Source organism: Streptomyces sp. NPDC059740 (assembly GCF_042733155.1).
Lineage (GTDB): Bacteria > Actinomycetota > Actinomycetes > Streptomycetales > Streptomycetaceae > Streptomyces.
Genome location: NZ_JBHWGP010000039.1, coordinates 1 through 21,593 on the forward strand (window position 1 = coordinate 1; position 21,593 = coordinate 21,593).

The following is a 21,593-nucleotide window of genomic DNA, read 5'->3' on the forward strand; positions in this document are numbered from 1 at the left end:
CAGCGACGAGCATCGACCTCGGATATATCCCCACCCATGAACGGTCCAACGAGTGAACCCAACAACCGTCACGGTAAGCACCGTTGCAGTACTAGCCGACAAGGCGTACTCCTCCCGCGCGATCCGCCACCACCTGCGCAGACGCGGCATCCGCGCGGTGATCCCGGAACGAGCCGACCAGCAGATCAACCGACGGCAGCGCGGACAGGGGGGCGGCAGACCGCCGGCCTTCGACCGCGAGGCATACAGCAGCGCAACACCGTCGAGCGGTGCATCAACCGCCTGAAGCAGTGGCGAGGCATCGCCACCCGCTACGAGAAGACCGCCTGCCGGGACAGTCTCTCCCGCCCACAAGACGCTGACCGGCCCTGCGGTGGCGCCGGAAACCGCGAACACCCCGGCGTGGCGGGCCGCGGACATCGGCGCGGCGAACGGCCATGGCAACGCCCGTTCCGCCGCGCGCATCCTGTCCGCGCTCGCCCGCGGCGGCCAGGTCGACGGCGTCCGGCTGCTCGGTGAGAAGACGATCGACTTCGTCTTCGACGTGCAGTCCGACGGCGTCGACCTCGTCAACGGACTGCCGGTGCGCTGGGGTATCGGCTTCGCATTGCCGAAGAGGGCCACTCTGCCCTGGATTCCCGACGGCAGGGTCGCGTTCTGGGGTGGTTGGGGCGGTTCGGTGATCATCGCGGATCTCGACCGGCGCATGACCATCTCCTACGTCATGAACAAGATGGGACCGGGCCTCCTCGGCTCCGACCGCAGCGCCGCCTACGTGCAAGCCGTTTACGACCAACTGCCCTGAGTGGATGTTTTCCACTTCCCGCACCTGATCAGCGGAAGAGTGCCACTGGAGAGTGGTGCGTGGGCCGAGACTGGCGCTGCGGTGGAGCACCACCGCGGAGCGGTCCAACGAATCGGTCGATGCCGTGAGCCTGGGCGAGTGGCCGGCGACGCCTGGAGGCGACCATGTCCCAGACACAGACAGCCCGGCTCATGGACGGCGTTGGCCTTGCCCGACGCATGGTTGAGGAGATGTCAAGCAAGGCGGCAGAGCTTGCGTGTTCGGCTGCGCCCACGACCGGCCCCCGCTTACGACCCGTCAGCAGGTCGCTGCTCTAGCGGGGGGTGTCAGTCGTTGTGGGCGACCCGCTTGGGATCCTCGTCGAGCGCCTTGAGCACTGCGTCGCCGTTCTCCCTCGCCCACTCGGCCAGCATGTGGATCGGTTCGATCAGCGTCGTCCCGAGTGCGGTGAGCTCGTACTCGACGCGGGGCGGGACCTCGGCGTAGGCGTGGCGGCGGATGAGTCCGTGCGCCTCGAGCCGTCGGAGCGTCTGGGTGAGCATCTTGCGGGAGATACCGCCGATCAGCTCGATCAGCTCGCCATGGCGCACTGGGCCCTTGCTGAGGCCGGCTAGTACGACCACCGTCCACTTGTCGGCGATGAGCTCGACCGCCAGACGCGCCGGGCAGTCGGCGAGAAAGAGATCACCGGGACCGAGACAGCTCATGGCCCCAAAGGTACCTGCTGGTTCCTGTCGGAAACCTAGCCTGGGTTCTCTCCCCCTTCCAAAACCAGGAGAGTCATGCGAGTCATCACCCAGGAGACGCTCGGCGGTCCCGAGGTGCTCACCATCGTGGACGCGCCCGAGCCCCAGCCCCTCCCGACCGAGGTTCTCGTCCGCGTCAAGGCGATCGGGCTGAACCCGCTGGAGGCGCGTCTACGCGCCGGCGAGTTCCCGCTGATCGGCCGGCCGCCGTTCGTCCTGGGCTGGGACATCAGCGGCGTGGTTGAGGAGGCGCCGGGGACGTGGCGGTTCAGGCCCGGCGACGAGGTGTTCGGGATGCCGCTGTTCCCGCGGGCGGCGAGCGCGTACGCCGAGGTCGTGTCGGCGCCGGCGTTGCACCTGGCACGTAAGCCGGCGTCCCTCTCGCACGTCGAGGCGTCGGCGCTGCCGGTCGTCGGGCTGACGGCGTGGCAGGGCCTGGTCGACCTCGGCGGCGTGCGCGAGGGCGACCGCGTCCTGGTCCACGGCGGTGGTGGCGGGGTCGGCCACGTCGCGATCCAGATCGCGAAAGCGCTCGGCGCGCACGTGATCGCGACCGCCAGCGGGAGCAAGCGGAAGTTCGTCGAGGGGTTCGGCGCCGACGAGGTGATCGACTACACGGCGGTCGACTTCACCGAGGCGGTCCGCGACATCGACGTCGTGCTCGACACGATCGGCGGCGACACCGCCGAGCGGTCGCTCGACGTGCTCCGCCCGGGCGGTCACCTGGTGACGGCGGTCGCCGAGGAGGATTCGGAGCTCATCGCCAAGTACGAGGCGGCCGGCATGCGCTTCAGCGGCATCGCGGTCGACCCCGATCCGGTCGCCCTGCGAGGTCTCGTCGAACTCGTCGAACAGGGCAGGCTCCGCGTCCACGTGCAGAAGACGTTCCCGTTCGAGCGGGTCGCCGAGGCACACCGGCTGCTCGACGGCGGGCACCTCCAGGGCAAGCTCGGGCTCACGGTCTGATCCCGTCATTGGGCCTCGCGTGAGCGAGGCCCGATTGAGACCCTTGGATCAACGGGCGGACCAGAGGAAGATGCCTGCGATGTGGAGTCCGGCCAGGTAGATGGTGGCGGTCTTCTCGTAGCGGGTGGCGATGCCTCGCCACTGCTTGAGGCGGTTGATGCACCGCTCGACGGTGTTGCGCTGCTTGTAGGTCTCGTGGTCGAAGGCTGGTGGCCTGCCGCCTCGGTTGCCCCCGGTGAGGACGAACGCGAGGGGCCGGCAGCGGGCACCAGCAGCGAGGTGGATCTTTGTGGTCAGTCCGCCGCGGGAGCGGCCGATGGCGTGGTCGCCGGGTTCGCCGGCCGGGGCCGGGCCCCTTTTTGCGGGCTCCGGCCGCGTGCTGGTGGGCCCGCACGATCGTAGGGTCGACCGAGACGGCCCAGTTGAGGTCCTCGTCCGCGTCGGCAGGGCCACCAGGGCAGTGAACACCCGCTCCCACGTTCCGTCGACGGCCCACATCCGCAGCCGGTTGTAGCCCCCTCGCCAGTTGCCGTACTTCTCCGGCAGGTGCACCCACTGCAGCGGCCACCCCGCTTCGGCGTCCGGTCCGGGAGCAACGGCTCGATCCGCGCCCACTGCGCATCAGTCAACGGCACACCCGGACCAACGACCGACTGCGAAACTGCCCAGGGGGTGGCAGGGGCGGTGGGGGCGCATCCGCCCGCTCCTGCCGGCCCTGTCACACAACCTTCATCACCGGTCGCGCGCCGCGCGCCGCGGCGGCTCAGTCCTCCAGCGGGCGCCAGGCGGGGCCGTCGCCGTCCTGCCGGACCCGTCCGAAGACCACGTCGGCGAAGTGGACGCCGAAGCCGACGGTGTCGGGTTCCGCGAGCTCCGCGAGGAGTCGGCGGCGCTGCTCGGCGGCCCGGTCGGGGTCGTGGTCGACGGCTGCGGACCATTCGGGGTGGTCGACCTGGACCGGTGTGTGCAGGGCGTCGCCGAAGGCGATCAGCCGCTGTCCGCCCGAGGAGAGGACGTACTCGGCGTGGCCCGGGGTGTGGCCGCCGGCGGTCCGGACGTGCACGCCCGGGAAGATCTCCTGACCGTCCGAGACCGTACGGACCTGCGGTGCCATGGCGGTGACCACCTCGGACAGGCCGCGCGCGGCCAGTGCCTCGCGCTGGGCCCACTCCTCCCCGGTCACCAGGTACTCGGCGTGGGGGAACGCGGTCCGGTCACTGCCCGGCAGCGGGTGCCAGGCCCAGCCCACGTGGTCGGGGTGCAGGTGGGTGAAGGCGATCGCCTCGATCTCCTCCGGCCTGCGGCCGAGTGCGGCCAGACTGACCAGGAGCCCGCCGCCGTGTATCGCCCCGGCCGGGACGTCCGCGGCGGGCGGCTGGGACTGCGGGCCGAACCCCGCGTCGATCAGCAGGGCCCGGTCACCGCGTTCCACCAGCAGGGCGCCGATGCTCGCCACCAGGTGGCCGGTCGCGTCCAGGTAGTCGGAGCGAGTGGCCCAGTCCTCCTCGGTGGTGGCCGGGAGCCAGCCGCGCGGCGGCAGCTGCACCGCCCCGTCCGGCACGTAGGACACCTTCATCTCGCCCAGTTGCAGCGTGCGGATGCCCGCCGGCCTGCGCAGCCGCCCGCCCTGGTCAACTCCGGTGACAGTCATGCTCGTTCTCCTTCTCGGGGTGTCCTGTTCGGGTCTCACCGCGCCGCGGGGGCGACGACGACGCCACAGTAAGCATCAAGCTGAGAATGTTCAAGCTTTCAATATATCGACTTGATGGAACTTGCTAGAGTGGTGGCCATGACGACGTCACCGGATCCGCAGACCACCGCCGAGCGACGGGTGTGCGGTCTGGTGAACGGACTGGCGCAGCAGATCGCCGACCACGTGCGGCAGGCCGCCCTTGAGTTGGGCCTCACCGCGCCCCAGGCGACCGCGCTGCGCGAGATGACCGGGCCGATGCCGATGCGGGAACTCGCGGGACGTATGAGCTGCGAGCCCTCCAACGCCACCTTCGTCGTCGACAAGCTCGAGAAGCAGGGGCTGGTCGAGCGCCGGGCGCACCCCACCGACCGCCGCGCCAGGCAACTCGTCCTCACCCCGGAGGGCAGCGCACTGCGCGCACGGCTCCTGGAACTCCTGGCCCGGGACTCACCGCTGGGCAACCTCACCCCGGAGCAGCAGCACACCCTCCAGGGCCTGCTGGTGAAAGCACTCGACCGGCCCTGAGCCGGCTGCCCCAAAGGCGAGGTCCGCCGGCCCTGCCGAAAGGGCCGGTCACCGGCCCGGGGTGCCCGCTGTGGGCTGCGCCACAAAGACTCGAAAACCGCCCCGGCGAGGCTTAGCGTGTTCCGCGCTTGGCAGTGTCCGGGCGGCGCCACGCCGCCACCCGCGTCGATGCCTGTAGAGATCCACGACAGGCGGGCGCTGAGGGAGTGCGTGATGCTGCATACCGACGAGACCGGTGACGAGGCCGTCCCGAAGGCGCCGGCAGGGGAGTTCGCCGACTCGGCGGGCTCCGGCTACGCCAGGACGCTCCACAAGCGACAGGTCCGGATGATCGCCCTCGGGGGTGCCATCGGCTCCGGACTGCTCCTCGGCTCGGCCGGCCGGCTCCACACGATGGGCCCCGCGCTGGTCCTCGTCTACGCGGTCTGCGGGGTCTTCGCCTTCTTCGTGGTGCGGGCCATGGGCGAGCTGGTCCTGCACCGCCCCACCTCCGGCTCGTTCGTCTCCTACGCCCGCGAGTTCATCGGGGAGAAGGCGGCGTTCGTCGGCGGGTGGATGTACTTCATGAACGCCGCACTCGGCGGCATCGGCGACTCCACCGCCGCAGCCCAGTACGTGCACTACTGGGGCATGTTCGACGTCGTCCCGCAGTGGCTCCTCGCGCTGGTCGCGCTCACGCTGGTGCTGGGGGTGAACCTCATCGCCGTGCGCGTCTTCGGGGAGATGGAGTTCTGGTTCTCCATGGTGAAGGTCGCCACCCTCACCGCCTTCCTTGTCATCGGGGTCGTCGTCCTCGCCTCCCGGCATCCGGTGGGCGGCCACACCACAGGACTGGAGGTCATCACCGGGCACGGCGGCTTCTTCCCGCACGGCGTGCTGCTGGCGGTGATGGGCATGCAGGGCGTCGTCTTCGCCTACGCGGGGCTGGAGACCGTCGGCATCGCCGCGGGGGAGACCGCCGACGCCCGCGCGGTGGTACCGAAGGCGATCAACTCCATGCTCTGGCGGATCGGTGTCTTCTACGTCGGTTCCGTCGCCGTCCTCGCCCTGATGCTGCCCTCCGGCCTCTTCCACGACGGGGAGAGCCCCTTCGTGACCGTCATGTCCCGGCTCGGGGTGCCCTGGGCCGGCGGCGTGATGGACTTCGTGGTGCTCACCGCCGCCCTCTCCTCCCTCAACTCCGGCCTCTACACCTCTGCCCGCGTCCTGCGCGCCATGGGGGTCGCCGGGTCCGCGCCACGGCTGACCACCCGGATGAGCCGGCACCGCACACCCGTCGGCGGCATCGCGCTCGCCGTCGGAGTCAACCTCCTCGGTGTGCTGCTCAACTACCTCTGGCCCACCCGGGCGTTCGACATCGTGCTGAACTTCTCCTCCCTGGGCATCATCGCCACCTGGGCGATCATCATGATCTGCCAGATCCTCTTCCGCCGGAAGGTCGACCGAGGAGCGGCCGCGCCCTCGTCGTTCCCGCTCATGGGCGCCCCCTTCACCAGCTACCTGACCCTTGCCTTCCTCCTCGCGGTGCTCGTCCTGCTCGCCTGCAGCCCCGACGCCACCGACCGCTGGACCACCCTCGGCATCCCGGTCCTCGCGATCGCCCTGAGCGCCGGCTGGTTCTGCGTCCGCGGCCGGGTCCGCCGCCTGGCCACCACCGCCCGGGCCGGCACGCCCGCCGGCCTGGACGGCCCACCGGCCGGCTGACCGAACGGCCCGGCCGCGGTCACCGGAGCCCAGCGCCCCGGCCCGCCGTCCGGGGCCCACCGCCTTCGCACCCGCGCAGCCGCGCCGTCGACCACGTCCCTCCCGTCCCCCTGGAACCACCGTGGACACTCCTCCCGACCACCACGCCCCCGACCCGACCCGACCCGCCCCGGCCGACCGGATCCCACCGGACGCATTCCACGCCGACCTGGCCCGGCTGCGCCGCCTGCACCACACCAAGTGGGGCGGACTCCCCGACGACGCCCTCGCCCTGTCCGTGGCCGAGACCGACTTCCCGCCGGCACCCCCGGTCGCCGAAGCGCTCAGGCTGGCCCTGGCCGACGGCGACCTCGGCTACGCGCCCCACGACGGCCTGCACCTTCCCCGGGCCTTCACCGACTTCGCCGACCGCCACTGGGGCTGGCGCCCCGACCCCGCCGACACCCTCACCGTCCCCGAGGTCATGGTCGGCATCGTCGAGATGCTCCGCGTCCTCACCCGCCCCGGCGACCCGGTCGTCGTCGAAACCCCTGCCTACGGGCCCTACTTCAAGGTCCTGCGCGAGACCGGCCGGACCCTGTGGCCGGTGCCGCTGCTGCGCGACGAGCACGGCTGGCACCGCGACCTGGACGGCCTGCGGCAGGCCTTCGCCTCGGGTGCCACCGCCATGCTGCTGTGCCACCCCCACAACCCGACCGGTCACCTGGCCGACCGCGCCGAGCTGGCGGCGGTGGCCCGCCTGGCCCACGAGCACGGCGTGGCGGTCCTCGCCGACGAGATCTGGGCGCCACTGGTGCTCCAGGACACCGCCGACGGGTTCGTCCCGTACGCCACCGTCGCCCACCGCGACGCCCGCGCCGTGGTGCTCTCCTCCGCCTCCAAGGCGTTCAACGTGCCCGGCCTGAAGTGCGCCCTGCTGCTCCCCGCGTCACCGGCGACCGCCCCCGCCCTGCGACGCCTGCCGGAGCTGCTCACGCACCGGACCTCGCTGCTCGGCCTCCTCGCCGCAACGGCCGCCTTCCGCGACGGGGACGCCTGGCTCGGCGCCCTCCGTACCCACCTGCGTGCCAACCGGGACCTGCTCACCGCCCGACTCGCCGACCTGCTCCCCGACGTCGGCTTCAGCCCGCCTCCCGCCACCTACCTGGCCTGGCTCGACCTGCGTGCTCTGCGCAGCGACGGCACGGCGGCCGAACACCTGCGGCACCACGCCGGCGTCCTGCTGAGCGACGGCGAGGAGTACGGGGCCCCGGGCTGGGCGAGGCTGAACTTCGCGACCGGCCCGGAGGTGTTGACGCAGGCCCTGGCACGCATCGCGGCGGCCCGGCAATGACCCCACGGCGGACGGACGCCCCCCGTCCCGTCCCGGCATCCCCCCGCCCGCACGCGCCTGCGGGTCGGCGGACGCCGCCGGCGCGCAGGCGTGCGGTGGCCCGGGCGCGGCCCGGGTGCGGCCCGGGGGAGCCGTCAGGCCGCGGCCTCAGGCCGTGATCGCCGGTTTGAGGACCTCCTCGCACCACTGCCGGAACGTCGTCGGGGTCGTCGGCTGCTCCGTGCGCGGTTCGGCGTTGTCCAGGCCCTGGTTCTTCGCGGCGAACATGTCGACCATCGCCTGGGCCATCGCGTCGGTCGCCCCCAAGCCGGTGAGACGCTCCTTGAGCGCCGCCCCCGGGATCTGCCGGTAGCCGACCTCGGTCCCGAGGGCTTCGGAGAGGGTGCGTGCCATCTCCTTCGGCGAGAGGTCCTCCGGCCCGAGGCAGGCGACGTGGCCGGACCCGTCCCACGAGTCGTCCAGGAGCAGCCGCGCCGCGGTCGCGGCGATGTCCCCCGTGGCGACGGTGGGGCTTTTCAGGTCAGATGATGCTCGCCCGGGAGGCCGACCTCGTCGCACTCACCCTGGCCGACTGGCTGCCGGCCACGGTCTCCGCCCTGGGGCTGCGCACCTTCTCCCTCCCGCTGGACCTCGCCCCCTCGACCTCGGGATGGCCTGGCACCCCCGCAACGCCGCCGACCCGGGGCACCGCTGGTTCCGCGACCGTCTGGCGGAGGCGGTGTCGGCACCCTCGGGGCCGGGGCCCGGGCCCGGGCAGGTCGGGGGCGTGACGCCGTAGGCGCAGGGGGAGGGCGAGGGGCGCGGGCGTCCCCGGCAGGCGCAGCGGTCACGGCCGGGACGGAGGAATCACCCGTGCGAGGTATCCCCAAGAGGCGGTCGAACCAGCAGGATTGACAGCAACACGGGAGGAATCCGGACGTTACACCTGGGCTCGTACGCGTCCCGGGAAACGCCCGGTCGTCCGCCTGCTCGGACGCTGAAAGGAACCACTGCATGACACCGCAGAACCCAGCCACCCACCGCACCCGGCGCCGAGCCGGGACCCTGGCCCTGGCTGCCGTCGCCCTCGCCGGAGCGCTCACCTGCTCCGGCCCGGCCACCGCAGGCGCCAGCGAGGCGCGGGGGGCGACCGCCACCGCGGCGGCGCCGGAACGTCCCACCGCCTGCGGCTGGAACAAGGGCAGCGCAGGCGAACACGCCTGGTACGAACACTGCGCCACCAACACCAACGTGTGGATCCAGGTGACGCGCTGGGCCCGGGGCAGGTACCACCGCTGCGTCGGCCCGGGGCGGACCGTCCTGGACTACGACGCCACGGGCGCCTGGTACGACAGCAACTACCGCGGCGGACTCTGCTCCCACCCCGGGGACACCGGCCCCTGACCGGGATCCCGGCCCCCTGACCGGGAGTCCGACCCCTGAGTGATCCAGGACCCCGGCCGGGGACGGCGCCCCCCGGCCGGCGGCCTGCTGTCGCCCGCGACCCCGCCCCGCCCGGCCCCGGGTGTCGGGCGGGGTCGCAGCGTTGATCTCGCAGCCGGGCGGGCCTCAAGTGCCCGTCGGATACCTCCTGTCGATCCCGTACGGCTCTTGACCAACCCGCGTTGCTCCGCTAGCGCGGGGGCATACCCTTGACGTGAGGTGATGGCGATGTCCACAGGGCTGGCCGACAACGTCAAGAAGTACCGGCGCACGTCCGGACTGAGTCAAGAAGGATTGGCGGAAGCCGCTGACCTGTCGCTCAGCACTGTCCGGAAAGCGGAGCAAGGCGGGCACGTCAGCATGGACACCCTTGCGGCGCTTGCCCGTGCGCTGGGGGTCACCACGTCCGCCCTGTTCGCCAGCGAGGCGCCGAAACCCGTGCTCGGTACGGAGGATGAGGCGAACCGGCGTCATCTGGCAGATCTGCGACGTGCCCTCATGCCCCCCATCGGACTCTCCGCGTCCCTGTCGGAGCCTGGTGAAGCCGGGGAGATCTCCGCCATCCGGCAGGGCGTACATGATGGCCACGCGCTCTACCAGGCGGACCGGTACACCTCCGTAGCGCGGAAGCTGCCCGGCTTGCTGCGGTCCTCTGAAGCTGCCGTAGCCCTCCTTGAGGGCGAAGAGCGGCAACAGGCCATGGTTGCCCGCGCTCACGCGCTGATGCTCACGGGCAAATACCTCACTCAGGTACGGCAGTACGACATGGCTTACTTCGCGCTCGCTGAGGCGATCAGGCTTGCCCGCGAGGCCGGCCAAGCTCACCTGACAGCTACGGGAATCGTAGGACTGGGCTGGCTTCTGTTGCGGCAGGACCGATTCGACGAGAGTGAACAGATCGCGGCGCAGACGGCAGCGGAGATCGAACCGCGCATGTCTTCTGCGACTCCCGCACAGCTCGCCGTCTGGGGTGAGTTGTGGCTCAGGGTCGCCGCTGCTGCGCGGCGGAACAACCGGCCGGATGTGGCAAAGCACGCCCGTCGAATGGCGGCGACCGCTGGGGGTGCTCTTGAGCGGGAGCATACGGACTTCCCTTCACACTGGAGCGCATTCGGCCCCGTGACCGCTGAGGCGAAAGCCGTTGAGGACCTTGCCCTTGTAGGTGATGCACGCGGTGTTCTCCGTCGAGCCGATGAAGGCCCATTGAGTCCCAAAGCCCAGAAGAACTGTGGGCGGTTGAGTGCGAACAACTGGGGCCGTCACCGCCTGGACGTTGCCCGCGCTCACGTCTTGCTGAGTTCTCACCAGGACGCCATGGACGAATTGGTCAACCTTCGTGAGACGGCCGCTGTGTGGCTGACGCATCAGCCCATGGCGCGACGCGTGATGGGTGACATCCTCAAGACCCGTAAGCGGACGCTGACGGAAGAGATGCGCAGTATGGCGGCTCATCTTGGGCTTGCCGGGTAACTACTGCGGAGCGTGGTAGTTCGGCGGGGTGTTTCGCTGAACTACCCTCCCACACACGTGGTGTGACGCTCCCTTCGCTCTTATGGTCGCCCCTACCGACCAACGGCGAAGGGGACCGTAGTAATGCAGAGAACGGAAGGCGACCGGCGAAGGCAGTACGTTGCGGACGTGTCGACGGGCCATACGTCCCGGTTGCTGCCATGGCAGACTGAGGATGGCAAGCGGTGCGTCTTGAGTACCAGCGACGAGGGCGGTTTCCTGTCTCGGCTCGCTGATGACTTCGAGGCCGTGCAGCTTGCCATGGGCGAGAAGGTTCTCAAGCGAGCCCGCAAGGTGTTGGAAGACCTCATGACCCCCAACGCTGAGGTCAGGTACACGGCGCTACGCCTGTCGGAGTGCCTGACTGACGCGCTGCGAATCGCTGAGAGTCGCGGGCTCCGCCTGCCTGCGCCAGACACAACCGAGGACGACGACAAAGACCGGGCAACCCCCGCTGAGGCGTCCGCATGACCCGTGCCGTTCTGCGGTTCGTCCCTCACACCATCAAGCACGCACCAGACCTTGGCTGGAAGCGCGAGGCCCACTGCATCGCTGATGACTGTGGCGAGTTCATCACCTCGAAGGACGAAGACACCGTTCACCTGTGGTGTCTACGCCATACCGGTCGGAACCCCGGACACGACACTTACCGGCGCGTGTTCGCTGACCATGCTCGGGTGACCCGGGGCAACTGAGCCCGACTCGCTGAGGACGGCAGGCATGTCTCAGCGTGTCGGCTGCCCCGTCCGAACCACGGAGTTCAGGCAGCGGGACGTTCGCGATGCTCCTCAAGGCGTGGCGTGGGTGGCGGTCTCCCCGGTGGTCTTGTCGCGTACGGCCAGGTCGAGGTCCGCGGCGGCCTTGGCCAGCAGGTCGACCATGGCCGCGGCGGCCCGGTCCGCGTCGTGCTCCCGGATGCCGTCCAGGACCGCGCGGTGGCTGGGCACGGGGTCACCGGCGGCGTGGTGCCGTGCGTGGACGATGCTGTCGCGGGCGTGCAGGGCCGGCTCGATCAGCTCGTGGAGCCGGGCGAGCATCTCGTTGCCCGAGGCGGTGAGCAGCGCGCTGTGGAAGGCGGTGTCCGCCGAGGCCGCGGCTGCGGCGTCCTCCCCGGCCGCGCCCATGTCGGCGAGGGCGCCCTCCAGCGCCACCAGGTCGGCGTCGGTACGACGCTCCGCCGCCCGCCGCACCGCCGCCGGCTCGACGATCAGGCGCAGTTCAGCCAGGTCGCGCAGGAGGGCGTCGGCCTCGCCCCCGGCCACGCGCCAGCGGATGACGTCCGCGTCCAGCACGTTCCACTCCGAGCGGGGGCGCACGAAGGTGCCGCGCTTCTGCCGGGCGGCGACCAGCCCCTTGCCGGCGAGCACCTTCAGCGACTCCCGGATGACCGTGAGGCTGACCTCGAGTTCCTCGCCCAGGGCCCGGGGGTCGAGCGTGGCGTCCTCACAGACCTGGCCCGACACCACGCGGTGGCCGAGCGTCTCGACCACCTGGCCGTGCACCCCCCGCCCCTTGTACGACACCATCCGTGGTTCTCTCCTCGCGTCGGCGGGGCCGTCCTCGGGCCTGGCACGAGTGGAGATGTTAATTCGGAAAAAAAGAGGACTCAAGATCCCGCCACCGGCGGCCGGCTCGGCTGCCCGGAGCGGGCTCACGCCCCCGCCGGCGAGGTGTGAGGCAGGACACTATTGAGGGGCGTCGATAATTCATATTTAATATCCCCGTTCGACGGTGGCAGCCCGATCGCCCCGGCAGTGCAGCAGACGGCAGCCGTGACGCGCCCGGAACGGGAAGAAGGACCTCGACGATGAGAACGACCTCCGTAAGCCCCCCACGGCCCGCGCCGCGCAGGCGGCTCCCCTGGACGGAGCGGGCCGGCATCCCCCGCCCACTGGCCTGGGGCTACCTGGCCGTACTGGTCTTCATGATCGGTGACGGCGTCGAGTCCAACTACCTGGAGCCCTACCTCACCGACTGGGGCTTCAGCGCCCACGCGGCCGGCCTGGTCATCAGCGTCTACGGGGCCTTCGTCGCCCTCGGCTCCTGGTTCTCCGGCGTGCTGTCGAACGTCTGGGGACCGCGTCGCGTGATGCGGCTCGGCGCGGTCGTCTGGGTCGTCTTCGAGGTGCTCTTCCTCGCGGTGGCGCTGCCCAGTCACAGCGCCGTCCTGGTCTACCTCTGCTACGGCCTGCGGGGCGTCGCCTACCCGCTGTTCGCCTACGCCTTCCTGCTGTGGGTGCAGCTCACCAGCCCCGCGGAGATCCGCGGCTCGGCCGCCGGCTGGTTCTGGTTCGCCTACAGCGCGGGGCTGCCCACCATCGGCTCGGCGGTGGCCGCCGTCAGCATCCCCCTGACGGGCGCCTACCCGACGTTCTGGCTCTCCTGCGGCCTGGTCGCGATCGGCGGCCTGATCGGCTCGTTCGCGGTACGCGAGTCACGCGGGACCCGTCCCATGGTGGACACCTCCGCACCCGGGTACAGCGTCCGCACCGAGATGCTGCGGGGCGTCAGCGTGCTGCGCCGCCACCCGCGCACCGGCGTCGCCGCCCTCGTCCGGATGATCAACACCACCCCGTACTTCGGGTTCTTCGTCTTCCTCCCCTCCTTCTTCACCGACCGCATCGGCATCAGCGAGTCCCGGTACCTGGCGCTGGTGACCTTCATGGGCGTCATCGGAATCCTCGCCGACCCGGTCTTCGGGCGGCTCAGCGACCGCATCGGCTGGCGCCACACCATCGCCTGGGCCGGCGGCGTCGGCTGCGCCCTGGGCGTCCTCGTCCTGTACTGGACGCCGCAACTGGCCCCCGGGAACTACGTCGTGGCGCTGGCCGCCACCGTCCTCTACGGCATCATGCTGGCCGGCTACATCCCGCTGTCCGCCCTGCTGCCCGCACTCGTCCCGGAGGAGGACAAGGGCAACGCCATGGGCGTCTACAGCCTCGCCGCGGGCCTGTCCACCTTCGTCGGACCGCTCACCTACGCGCTGCTGGACCCCCTGATCGGCCACACCGGAGTCGTCCTCGTCTACGCGGCCATGTACGCCCTCGGCGCCCTGCTCACCTGGACCTGTCTGCGGACCGCCGAGGACCCGGGCGGCAAGCACGTCGTAGAGGGCGCCGAACCGCCCGCCGTCCCGGTGCCATAACAGTCCGCGCCGCCCGACCCCCAGCTGGAGAACGCACATGAACACCCCCGCCCCGCAGCCGCCCGCCACCATGACCGGCGTCTTCCTCCCCGGCGACGGCACCGTCGACCTGCGCCAGACGCCGGTGCCGCGCCCCGGTCCCGGCCAGGTCCTGCTGCGCACCCGCGCCTCCGGCGTCTGCGGCAGCGACATCCACTACATCTACAACGGCCACATCGGCGAGGGCGGCGCCGCGTACCGCGGCGTCGTCGCCGGACACGAACCGGCCGGCGGGGTCGTCGAGACCGGCCCCGGCTGCCACCGCCTGCGCCCGGGCGACCGGGTGGCGGTCTACCACATCTCCGGCTGCGGCCAGTGCGAGGAGTGCTCCCGCGGCTACTTCATCGGCTGCACCTCCGAGCAGCGCGCCGCCTACGGCTGGCAGCGCGACGGCGGCCACGCGCCGTACCTCCTCGCCGACGAGAACACCTGCGTGCCGCTGCCCGAGCCGCTGACCTTCGTCGACGGCGCCTTCATCGCCTGCGGGATCGGCACCGTCTACGAGGCGCTGACCCGGATCGCCGTCAGCGGCGCGGATCGGCTGCTGGTCACCGGCCTCGGCCCGGTCGGTGCGGCGGCGGCCCTGGTGGCCAGGGCTCTGGGAGTGCAGACCGTCCACGGTGCCGAGGTCGTGCCCGAGCGCCGCGAATGGGCCCGCAGCCTCGGACTCTTCGACGAGGTGCTGGACTCCGCTGACGCCCCCCTGGAGGAGATCACCCGCCTCACCGGCGGCACCGGCGTCGAGGCGGCCGTCGACTGCTCGGGCCACCCGGCGGCCCGCGCACTGGCGCTGAAGGCGCTGCGGGTGCGCGGGCGCCTCGCACTGGTCGGCGAGGGCGGGCAGATGACCCTCGACGTCTCCGACGACGTGCTCCACAAGCAGGTGACGATCTCCGGTTCCTGGGTCACCTCGGTCCACGGCATGACCCGCCTCGCGGAACTCCTGGCCCGCCAGGGCCTCCACCCGGAGCGCCTGGTGACCGACCGCTTCCCGCAGGAGGAAGCGGGCCGCGCCTACCAGACGGCCTCCGGCCGCGCCGCCGGCAAGGTCTGCCTCGTCTTCGACTGACCGTCACCCCCACCCGCCGCGGGGCGGGGGCGGGGCTGCCGCGCCCCCGCCCCCGCCCCTTCGCCGTGCACCCGCCCCACCGCTACAGGAGACCCCATGACCAGTGACCGGGTACGGGTGGCCACCCGTGACGCCGGCGGCCACACCGTCGTCGATCTCACCAACGGGCGACTGTGCCTGGTGCTCGCCCCGCAGTTGGGCGGACGCCTGCTGTCCGTCCGGTGCGACGGGCGGGAGTTCCTGCACCGCTCGCCCGAACTGCTGGACGAGGAGTGCGGGGCCCGCGACGCCTCGACCGTGGGCCCCCACGACGGACGGATGGCCGACTGGCGCAACTGGGGCGGCGACAAGACCTGGCCGGCGCCGCAGGGCTGGTCCGGGCCCGAGCAGTGGGCAGGGCCGCCCGACCCCGTGCTCGACTCCGGGCCCTACCGGGTGCAGACCGAGACGGACCCGGCCGGCGAACACGTCCGCGCCACGCTCACCAGCGCCCCCGACCCGCGGACCGGCCTGCAACTGCGCCGGGAGGTCACCCTGCGCGCCGGCGCCACCTCCTACGGCCTGCGGCTGTCCGCCACCAACACCGCGGACCACCCGGTGCGGTGGGCGCTGTGGAACGTGGCCCAACTCCCCGGCCACCCGCCCGCGCAGGAGGGCGACGGCGTCTGGGTGGGCCTGGCCGGCGAGCCCGGACCCGCCGTACGGGAACTCGTCGCCGGCACCGGCGTCCCGCAGGTGCGCACGGCCGCGGGGGCACCCGCGCACGTACCGGCGCAGGACGTGGTCGGCAAGGTCGGCTTCCCCACCGCCGCCGGCTGGGTCGCGCACGTGGGACCGGCGGGGACGTGGGTGCACCGCTTCCCCGTGACGCCCGGCGCCGCCTACCCGGACGGGGGCTCGCGCGCCGAGATCTGGCTGGAGCACCCGCTGGACGAGCCGCTGGCGCACCTGGGGGACCTGCGGCCCACCCACCGCATCGTGGAGTGCGAGGTGCTCGGCCCACTGGTCACCCTCGACCCCGGCCGGACCATGGAGCTGGACACCACTGTGCTGCTCGGGCCGCACGGCGGCGCGGTGGCGGACGCCGGCGCGTTCGGCTGGTGGAACCGGCCGCTGACCGCGGAGCGCACCCCGGACGGCGGGGTGCGGCTGGGCGGCAGCTTCGTGCCCTGCACCGCGACGGGCGAGGAGGTCGTGGTGCGCACCGGGGCGGGCGGTACCGGGCGAGCGCACCGCACGGGCGTCCCGGTGCGTGCGGGTGAGGCGGTGGACCTGGCGAGCCTGCCGCCACTCGCGGCGGTGCCTGCCGGGACGACCCTGGCGGTGCTGCTCGGCCCGGAGGCGGACGTCCCCTGCATGGGCAGGGCGACGGTCCCGGACTGACCCGCCGCGGGCCCCGCCGACTCAGCCGACCGCGGGCCCCGCTGCCTCAACTGCCCGCGGGGCCCGCCTTCTCAGCCGACCCAGGCCGCCGCCGGGGTGGGCGGCGCGGACACCCGGCAGGCGAGTTCCAGTACCGCGCCGTCCAGCGGGCCCGGGTCGGTGAGGCCGAAGAAGGCCGTGGTGACCAGCATCCGGCGGCCGGTGAGGCAGATGCTGGTGGGTTGCCGGGCCGGCAGCGGCACGCTCGCGAGCAGGGTGCCGTCGGGGGCGTGGCACCTGACCTGGGCGCCGCCCCACAGGGCGCACCACAGCCTGCCGGCGCTGTCCGTCACCATGCCGTCCGGGCTGCCCTGGGCCGGGTCCACCCGGGCGAACGGGCGGCGGTCGTGCAGGGTGCCGTGGCGCGGGTCGACGGTGAAGGCGTCGATGTGCCCGCGGGCGCTGTCGGCGAGGTACAGCGTCCTGCCGTCCGGGGAGAAGGCGGGGCCGTTGGGGACCGTCAGGTCGCCCAGGACCTCGGTGACCGTGCCGTCGGGGCCGATGCGGTACAGGCTGCCCGCCCCCGCCGTCCCGTCGTACGCCATGGAACCGGCCCACATGCGGCCGGCGGGGTCGCACACGGCGTCGTTCATGCGCCGTCCGGGTCCGGTGGCCGGTAGCGGCCGGGCCACCCAGCGGGGCCGCGGGTCCGCCCCGGGGCCGGTGTCCAGCAGCGCGAAGCCCGTGCCGGCGGCGGCCAGCCACCGACCCGAGCCGGCCGGGCCGACGGGCGCCACCGCACCCAACGGCTCCTCCAGCCGGGCCAGTTCGGTCAGTTCCTGCTCCGGCGACGCCCCCGGGTCCAGGCGCAGCAGCCGGCCGGCCAGGATGTCGACCAGGACCACCTGGCCGTCCGCCAGCAGTCGTATCCCCTCGCCCAGTTCCAGACGTTCGCAGGAGAGTGCCCGGACTGTGCCGGCGTCGACGCGGAGGGCGGGGTCGGTGTGCATGGGCTCAGGGGTTCCTTTCCCGACCGCCGGGGCCGGAGGTGTGCGGGACGGGTGCGGTGGGGCGGCGGGTCAGCGCACGGCGCTGCCGGGGGCGGCGTCGAGCAGCGCGAGCTCGTCGCGGTGCGGCAGCCCCTCCCAGTCACCGGTGCTCGCCACGGCGAAGGCCCCGGCCACGGTCGCGCGGTGCAGCCGCTCGCCGGCGTCGAGGCCGTCCAGCAGGCCGGAGAGGTAACCGGCGCAGAAGGCGTCCCCGGCGCCCACGGTGTCCCGCACGGGCACCTCGCGGGCCGGCGCGCTCAGTCTCCCGCCGGAGCGGGTGCGGACCTCGGCGCCCGACGCGCCCCGCTTGACCACGACTTCGGTGACGCCCGCCGCCAGCAGTGCGGCCACGCGGCTCTCCTCGTCCGCCTCGTCCCCGCCCGCCACCACCGGCAACTCGTCGTCGGAGGCCACCACCACGTCCACCAGCGGCAGCAGCGGACGCAGTGCCCGCGCGGCGGCCTGCGCATCCCACAGCCTGGCCCGGTGGTTGACGTCCAGGCACACCGTCCAGCCCTGCGCCCGTGCGTGTGCGGCGGCGGCCTGCACGGCGGCGAGGGGGCCGGGGCCGAGCGCGCAGGTGATGCCCGTCAGGTGCAGTACGCAGGCGCCCGCCGCCAGCGCCGGCGCCAGGTGCGCGGGCGTCAGCTGCGCGGCGGCGGAGCCGGTGCGCCAGTAGTGCACCCGGGCCAGGTCGGCGACGCGGCGCTCGCGCAGCATGGCGCCAGTCGGTGCCGCCTCGTCGGTCGTGGCGTGGCCGGTGTCGACCCCCTCGCCGCGCAGGGCGCGCAGGATCGTCCGGCCGGGCTCGTCGGCGCCCAGGCGGCCGGCCCAGGCGGCTCGGTGACCGAGCCGGGCGAGGCCCACGGCCACGTTCGACTCGGCGCCGGCGACGGTGGTGGTCGCCCGGCCTCCCGCGGTGAGCGGGCCGGGGACCTGCACCGCGAGCATGGTCTCGCCGAAGGTGAGGACGTCGGCAGCCGGAGTGGTCACGCCTGAGCGCCCCCGTCCCGGCCCGGTGCGGCCGCGCGACACACGGCCAGGAAGGCCCGGGCGCGCTCCCGCAGTCCGCCGGTGTCGCCGCCCCGGGCTGCGTCGCCGACCAGCGGTGAGCCCACGCCGACGGCGACGGCGCCGGCCGCAAGGTAGGCCCGCGCGGCGTCCTCGTCGACCCCGCCGACAGGCACGAACGGGATGTGCGGCAGCGGGTCGCGCAGGGCGCGCAGCAGGTCCGGGCCGCCGGCCGAGGCCGGGAAGAGCTTCACGGCGTCCGCCCCGGCGCGCACCGCGGCGTGGGCCTCGGTGGGGGTGAGCGCCCCGGCCAGCACGGGCAGCCCCGCCTCGACCGCGGCCGGTACGGCCTCGGACACCACGGGGGTGACGATCCAGCGGGCGCCGGCCTGAGCGGCGGCCCGCGTGTCGTCCGCGTCGAGGACGGTGCCGGCGCCGAGCAGGACCTCCGGTCCGAGCAGGTCCGCGGCGCGGCGGATGACGTCGAGGGCTCCCGCGGTGGTCAGCGAGACCTCCAGGAGGTGCACACCCTCCTCGGCCAGCGTCAGGACGGTCCGCAGGGCCGCCTCGGGGTCGGTGCCGCGCACGATGGCGACCAGGCGCTCCTGCCGCAGGCGGGAGAGGAATGCCGGGGTGGACGGGGTCATGCCGCGATGCTCCAGAGGGGTCGGGGGGAGGCGGGGGGCGGGCGGAGGAGAGCGGTCACCACTCGGCGAACGAGCCGTCCCGGTGCCGCCACACGGGGTTGTGCCAGGTCTCGAAGCCGTCGGCGGCGCGTACGGCCCGCTCGTCCACGTCGACGCCGAGCCCCGGGCGCGTGGTGCGCAGCAGGTGGCCGTCGTGGAAGCGGAAGGGCTCGGGGTCGGTGACGTAGTCGAGCACCTCGGCGCCGGTGTTGTAGTGGATGCCGACGCTCTGCTCCTGGATGAGGAAGTTGGGGGTGCAGAAGGCGATCTGGAGGCTGGCGGCGAGGGAGACCGGCCCCAGCGGGCAGTGCGGGGCCACGGGTACGTCGAAGGTCTCGGCCAGGGCGGCGATCCGGCGCACTTCGGATATGCCGCCGGCGTGCGAGAGGTCGGGTTGCAGCACGGCGACCCCGGCCCGGAGGGCGGGCAGGACGTCGGTGCGGGAGTAGAGCCGTTCCCCGGTGGCGATCGGGACCGGGGAGGCGGCGACGAGGTCGGCGAGCAGGTGGGGGTACTCGGGCAGCAGCGGTTCCTCGGCGAACAGCGGGTTCAGGGGCGCCAGGTGGGGCAGGACCCGGCGGGAGTTCCCGGCGCTGAAGCGGCCGTGGAAGTCGACGGCGAAGTCCCCCTCGGCGCCGAGCACTTCGCGGGCCACGCCGGCGCGGGCGACGATGCCGTCGATGTCGCCGACGGTGGCCATGCGGTTCATGCGTCCGCAGGCGTTCATCTTCACCGCGGTGAAGCCGGCCTCGACCTGCTGCTGGACCTGGTCCCGCAGTGCGGAGGGCTCGTCGCCGCCGACCCAGCTGTAGGCGCGGACCCGGTCGCGCACCGGGCCGCCGAGCAGCCGGTGCACGGGCACGCCGTAGTGCTTGCCGGCGATGTCCCACAGCGCCTGGTCGAGTCCGGCGACGGCGGAGGACAGGACGGGGCCGCCGCGGTAGAAGGAGCCCTTGGTCATCCGCTGCCACAGGTCCTCGACGCTGAGCGGGTCGGCGCCGAGCAGGAACTGGTCGGCCAGTTCCGTCACGGCAGCCCGCACGGTGGCCGTCCGGCCCTCGACGACCGGTTCACCCCAGCCGACGTGGCCCTCGTCGGTCTCGACGCGGCACAGCAGCCACCGGGGCGGCACGGCGAACGTCTCGACGCGGGTGATCTTCATGGGGGCTGGTCTCCTCAGGGCGGTGCGGCGGGCGGAACGGCGGACGGGCAGTGGTCAGGAGGAGGTCTTGTAGACGCTCCAGCCACCGTCGACCACGAGGGAGGCGCCGGTGACGAAGCTGGCGTCGTCCGAGAGCAGGAAGGCGATGGCGCCGGCCACCTCCTCGGGGCGGCCGAGCCGTCCGGCGGCGGTCTGCTGGGCGCTGGCGCGGCGGTCCTCCTCGTCGACCTCGTCCCAGGCCCGGGTGAGGACGGGGCCGGGGAGGACGGCGTTGACGCGGATGTCCGAGCCGTACTCCACGGCGAGTTGGCGCGTCAGGCCGGTGAGGCCGGCCTTGGCCGCGGCGTAGGCGGGGCGCCCCGGCAGGCCCACGAGGGCGTGCACCGAGGAGACCAGGACCGCGCTGCCGCCGGTCTCGCGCAGGTCCGCCAGGCAGGCGCGGACGCCGAGGAAGGAGCCGGTGAGCGTGACGCCGATCTGGCGTTCCCACTCCTCGCGCCCGGTGGCGTCGGCTGGCGCCACGCGCACCGTGTAGGCGTTGCTGACCAACTGGGAGACGGGCCCGAAGCGGCGCCGTGCCTCGGCCACGGCCGCAGCCCAGGAGCCCTCGTCGGAGACGTCGCAGTGGTGGTAGTGCGCTCGGTTCCCCTCGGCCCGCACGGCTGCGGCGGTCTCCTCGCCGGCTGCCGCGTCGATGTCGGCGATGACCACGCCCGCCCCTTCGGCGGCCAGCCGGCGTGCCGTGGCCGCCCCGATGCCGGAGGCCCCGCCGGTGACGAGCGCGCAACGGCCTTCGAAGCGGCGCGCGGCAAGGATCGGTGCGACCGAGGACACAGTGTTCACGAAAGGCTCCGGCGGATGCGGCTGACGACGTCCCCCTATTAAATATGAATTATTTCCTGACGCCAAGGGGTCCGCCGGGACGAGGCCACCACGGACCCTTCCCCGGTCCGGGCGGCAGGGGAGGCCGCACCCGGCGAGCCGGGCCGCGCGGAACCCCCGCCGACGTACCCGCCGCAACGGCGGACGCGGACGCGGGCGCGCGCGGGAGACCGTGACCGGACGGGACCCGGCCTGTGAGGGCCGCCCTCGTCAGACCCCCGTTTGCGCCGTCCGCGGTCGGGCACCGGCACAGTGACCGCGACATCACCCACATCGCCACCGGCCCGCAGCAGCGGCCGGTGACACCAGGAGAAAGGTGCAAAGCCATGTTCCGAGCCATTGCGGACGTCTTCCGAGCGATCGGCGGCGCGATCGCCACGGTCGTCACCCTCCCCTTCCGCCTGGTCGCCCGTCTCTTCGGCGGCGCCTCCGACACCGCGCACGGCCACCTCTGAGGGACGAGGTGGTGGCCGACCGCACGACCC

At 72.8% G+C, this 21,593-nt stretch carries 21 protein-coding genes and 2 pseudogenes; 13 read left to right on the forward strand and 10 right to left on the reverse strand.

Going from position 1 to position 21,593, the window contains the following annotated elements:
• Positions 1 to 85 precede the first annotated feature (85 nt).
• A pseudogene (locus tag ACFV3R_RS29465) lies at positions 86 to 327 on the forward strand (transposase); the annotation flags it as partial.
• 31 nt (positions 328 to 358) lie between these two features.
• Positions 359 to 805 (forward strand): serine hydrolase, encoded by a 447-nt coding sequence (locus ACFV3R_RS29470; RefSeq protein ID WP_385589565.1) that lies wholly within the window; start codon positions 359 to 361, stop codon positions 803 to 805.
• Positions 806 to 1,131: 326 nt separating this feature from the next.
• On the opposite strand, the gene ACFV3R_RS29475 is transcribed toward ACFV3R_RS29470, so the two are convergent.
• The gene (locus tag ACFV3R_RS29475; RefSeq protein WP_385589482.1) at positions 1,132 to 1,512 is read right to left on the reverse strand and encodes a winged helix-turn-helix transcriptional regulator; all 381 of its coding nucleotides are present in this window, start codon (positions 1,510 to 1,512) and stop codon (positions 1,132 to 1,134) included.
• A 75-nt stretch (positions 1,513 to 1,587) separates the two neighbouring features.
• Between ACFV3R_RS29475 and ACFV3R_RS29480 the strand changes: the two genes are divergently transcribed.
• Positions 1,588 to 2,517, forward strand: a complete 930-nt coding sequence (locus ACFV3R_RS29480; RefSeq protein ID WP_385589484.1) for an NADP-dependent oxidoreductase — start codon at positions 1,588 to 1,590, stop codon at positions 2,515 to 2,517.
• Positions 2,518 to 2,565: 48 nt separating this feature from the next.
• Here the strand turns inward: ACFV3R_RS29480 and ACFV3R_RS29485 are convergent.
• Both ACFV3R_RS29485 and ACFV3R_RS29490 read right to left on the reverse strand, forming a co-directional pair.
• A pseudogene (locus tag ACFV3R_RS29485) lies at positions 2,566 to 3,152 on the reverse strand (hypothetical protein).
• A gap of 128 nt (positions 3,153 to 3,280) precedes the next feature.
• Entirely contained in the window at positions 3,281 to 4,168 is an 888-nt protein-coding gene (locus tag ACFV3R_RS29490) for an MBL fold metallo-hydrolase (protein ID WP_385589486.1), read from the reverse strand.
• Positions 4,169 to 4,306: 138 nt separating this feature from the next.
• Between ACFV3R_RS29490 and ACFV3R_RS29495 the strand changes: the two genes are divergently transcribed.
• The 3 genes from ACFV3R_RS29495 to ACFV3R_RS29505 all read left to right on the forward strand — a co-directional run bounded on the left by ACFV3R_RS29495 (position 4,307) and on the right by ACFV3R_RS29505 (position 7,772).
• Entirely contained in the window at positions 4,307 to 4,735 is a 429-nt protein-coding gene (locus ACFV3R_RS29495) for a MarR family winged helix-turn-helix transcriptional regulator (protein ID WP_385589488.1), read from the forward strand.
• A gap of 213 nt (positions 4,736 to 4,948) precedes the next feature.
• Complete coding sequence (locus tag ACFV3R_RS29500; protein ID WP_385589490.1) at positions 4,949 to 6,439, forward strand: amino acid permease; 1,491 nt, start codon at positions 4,949 to 4,951, stop codon at positions 6,437 to 6,439.
• A 121-nt stretch (positions 6,440 to 6,560) separates the two neighbouring features.
• Positions 6,561 to 7,772, forward strand: coding sequence for a MalY/PatB family protein (locus tag ACFV3R_RS29505; protein WP_385589492.1), 1,212 nt, complete (start codon positions 6,561 to 6,563; stop codon positions 7,770 to 7,772).
• Between the two features lie 147 nt (positions 7,773 to 7,919).
• Here the strand turns inward: ACFV3R_RS29505 and ACFV3R_RS29510 are convergent, their stop codons facing one another.
• Positions 7,920 to 8,165 carry a hypothetical protein gene (locus ACFV3R_RS29510; RefSeq protein WP_385589494.1) on the reverse strand — a complete coding sequence of 82 codons (246 nt, stop codon included), beginning with the start codon at positions 8,163 to 8,165 and terminating at the stop codon, positions 7,920 to 7,922.
• A 600-nt stretch (positions 8,166 to 8,765) separates the two neighbouring features.
• Here ACFV3R_RS29510 and ACFV3R_RS29515 point away from each other — a divergent pair.
• From ACFV3R_RS29515 to ACFV3R_RS29525, 3 genes are all read left to right on the forward strand, one after another.
• A complete protein-coding gene (locus tag ACFV3R_RS29515) occupies positions 8,766 to 9,155 on the forward strand; it encodes a DUF6355 family natural product biosynthesis protein (protein ID WP_385589496.1) in 390 nt (129 codons plus the stop codon).
• Positions 9,156 to 9,422: 267 nt separating this feature from the next.
• On the forward strand, positions 9,423 to 10,664 hold the full coding sequence (locus ACFV3R_RS29520) for a helix-turn-helix domain-containing protein (RefSeq protein WP_385589498.1): 1,242 nt from the start codon (positions 9,423 to 9,425) through the stop codon (positions 10,662 to 10,664).
• Positions 10,665 to 10,895: 231 nt separating this feature from the next.
• On the forward strand, positions 10,896 to 11,174 hold the full coding sequence (locus ACFV3R_RS29525; protein ID WP_385589500.1) for a hypothetical protein: 279 nt from the start codon (positions 10,896 to 10,898) through the stop codon (positions 11,172 to 11,174).
• A gap of 317 nt (positions 11,175 to 11,491) precedes the next feature.
• On the opposite strand, the gene ACFV3R_RS29530 is transcribed toward ACFV3R_RS29525, so the two are convergent.
• The gene (locus tag ACFV3R_RS29530; protein ID WP_385589502.1) at positions 11,492 to 12,229 is read right to left on the reverse strand and encodes a FadR/GntR family transcriptional regulator; all 738 of its coding nucleotides are present in this window, start codon (positions 12,227 to 12,229) and stop codon (positions 11,492 to 11,494) included.
• A 281-nt stretch (positions 12,230 to 12,510) separates the two neighbouring features.
• Here ACFV3R_RS29530 and ACFV3R_RS29535 point away from each other — a divergent pair, with 281 nt between their 5' ends.
• The 3 genes from ACFV3R_RS29535 to ACFV3R_RS29545 all read left to right on the forward strand — a co-directional run bounded on the left by ACFV3R_RS29535 (position 12,511) and on the right by ACFV3R_RS29545 (position 16,339).
• Positions 12,511 to 13,848 (forward strand): MFS transporter, encoded by a 1,338-nt coding sequence (locus ACFV3R_RS29535; protein WP_385589504.1) that lies wholly within the window; start codon positions 12,511 to 12,513, stop codon positions 13,846 to 13,848.
• A gap of 37 nt (positions 13,849 to 13,885) precedes the next feature.
• Entirely contained in the window at positions 13,886 to 14,956 is a 1,071-nt protein-coding gene (locus tag ACFV3R_RS29540; RefSeq protein WP_385589506.1) for a zinc-binding dehydrogenase, read from the forward strand.
• A gap of 96 nt (positions 14,957 to 15,052) precedes the next feature.
• A complete protein-coding gene (locus ACFV3R_RS29545) occupies positions 15,053 to 16,339 on the forward strand; it encodes a DUF4380 domain-containing protein (RefSeq protein ID WP_385589508.1) in 1,287 nt (428 codons plus the stop codon).
• 71 nt (positions 16,340 to 16,410) lie between these two features.
• Here the strand turns inward: ACFV3R_RS29545 and ACFV3R_RS29550 are convergent, their stop codons facing one another.
• From ACFV3R_RS29550 to ACFV3R_RS29570, 5 genes are all read right to left on the reverse strand, one after another.
• Positions 16,411 to 17,328: an SMP-30/gluconolactonase/LRE family protein gene (locus ACFV3R_RS29550; protein ID WP_385589510.1), complete on the reverse strand. Its 918-nt coding sequence runs from the start codon at positions 17,326 to 17,328 to the stop codon at positions 16,411 to 16,413.
• Positions 17,329 to 17,397: 69 nt separating this feature from the next.
• Positions 17,398 to 18,360, reverse strand: a complete 963-nt coding sequence (locus ACFV3R_RS29555) for a sugar kinase (RefSeq protein WP_385589512.1) — start codon at positions 18,358 to 18,360, stop codon at positions 17,398 to 17,400.
• On the reverse strand, positions 18,357 to 19,025 hold the full coding sequence (locus ACFV3R_RS29560; RefSeq protein WP_385589514.1) for a bifunctional 4-hydroxy-2-oxoglutarate aldolase/2-dehydro-3-deoxy-phosphogluconate aldolase: 669 nt from the start codon (positions 19,023 to 19,025) through the stop codon (positions 18,357 to 18,359). Before ACFV3R_RS29560 ends, ACFV3R_RS29555 begins: the two co-directional genes overlap by 4 nt.
• A gap of 55 nt (positions 19,026 to 19,080) precedes the next feature.
• Positions 19,081 to 20,244, reverse strand: coding sequence for a galactonate dehydratase (gene dgoD, locus ACFV3R_RS29565; protein ID WP_385589567.1), 1,164 nt, complete (start codon positions 20,242 to 20,244; stop codon positions 19,081 to 19,083).
• Positions 20,245 to 20,280: 36 nt separating this feature from the next.
• Positions 20,281 to 21,060 (reverse strand): SDR family NAD(P)-dependent oxidoreductase, encoded by a 780-nt coding sequence (locus ACFV3R_RS29570; protein ID WP_385589569.1) that lies wholly within the window; start codon positions 21,058 to 21,060, stop codon positions 20,281 to 20,283.
• A gap of 374 nt (positions 21,061 to 21,434) precedes the next feature.
• Between ACFV3R_RS29570 and ACFV3R_RS29575 the strand changes: the two genes are divergently transcribed.
• Positions 21,435 to 21,563: an LPFR motif small protein gene (locus ACFV3R_RS29575; RefSeq protein ID WP_385589516.1), complete on the forward strand. Its 129-nt coding sequence runs from the start codon at positions 21,435 to 21,437 to the stop codon at positions 21,561 to 21,563.
• Positions 21,564 to 21,593: the final 30 nt, after the last annotated feature.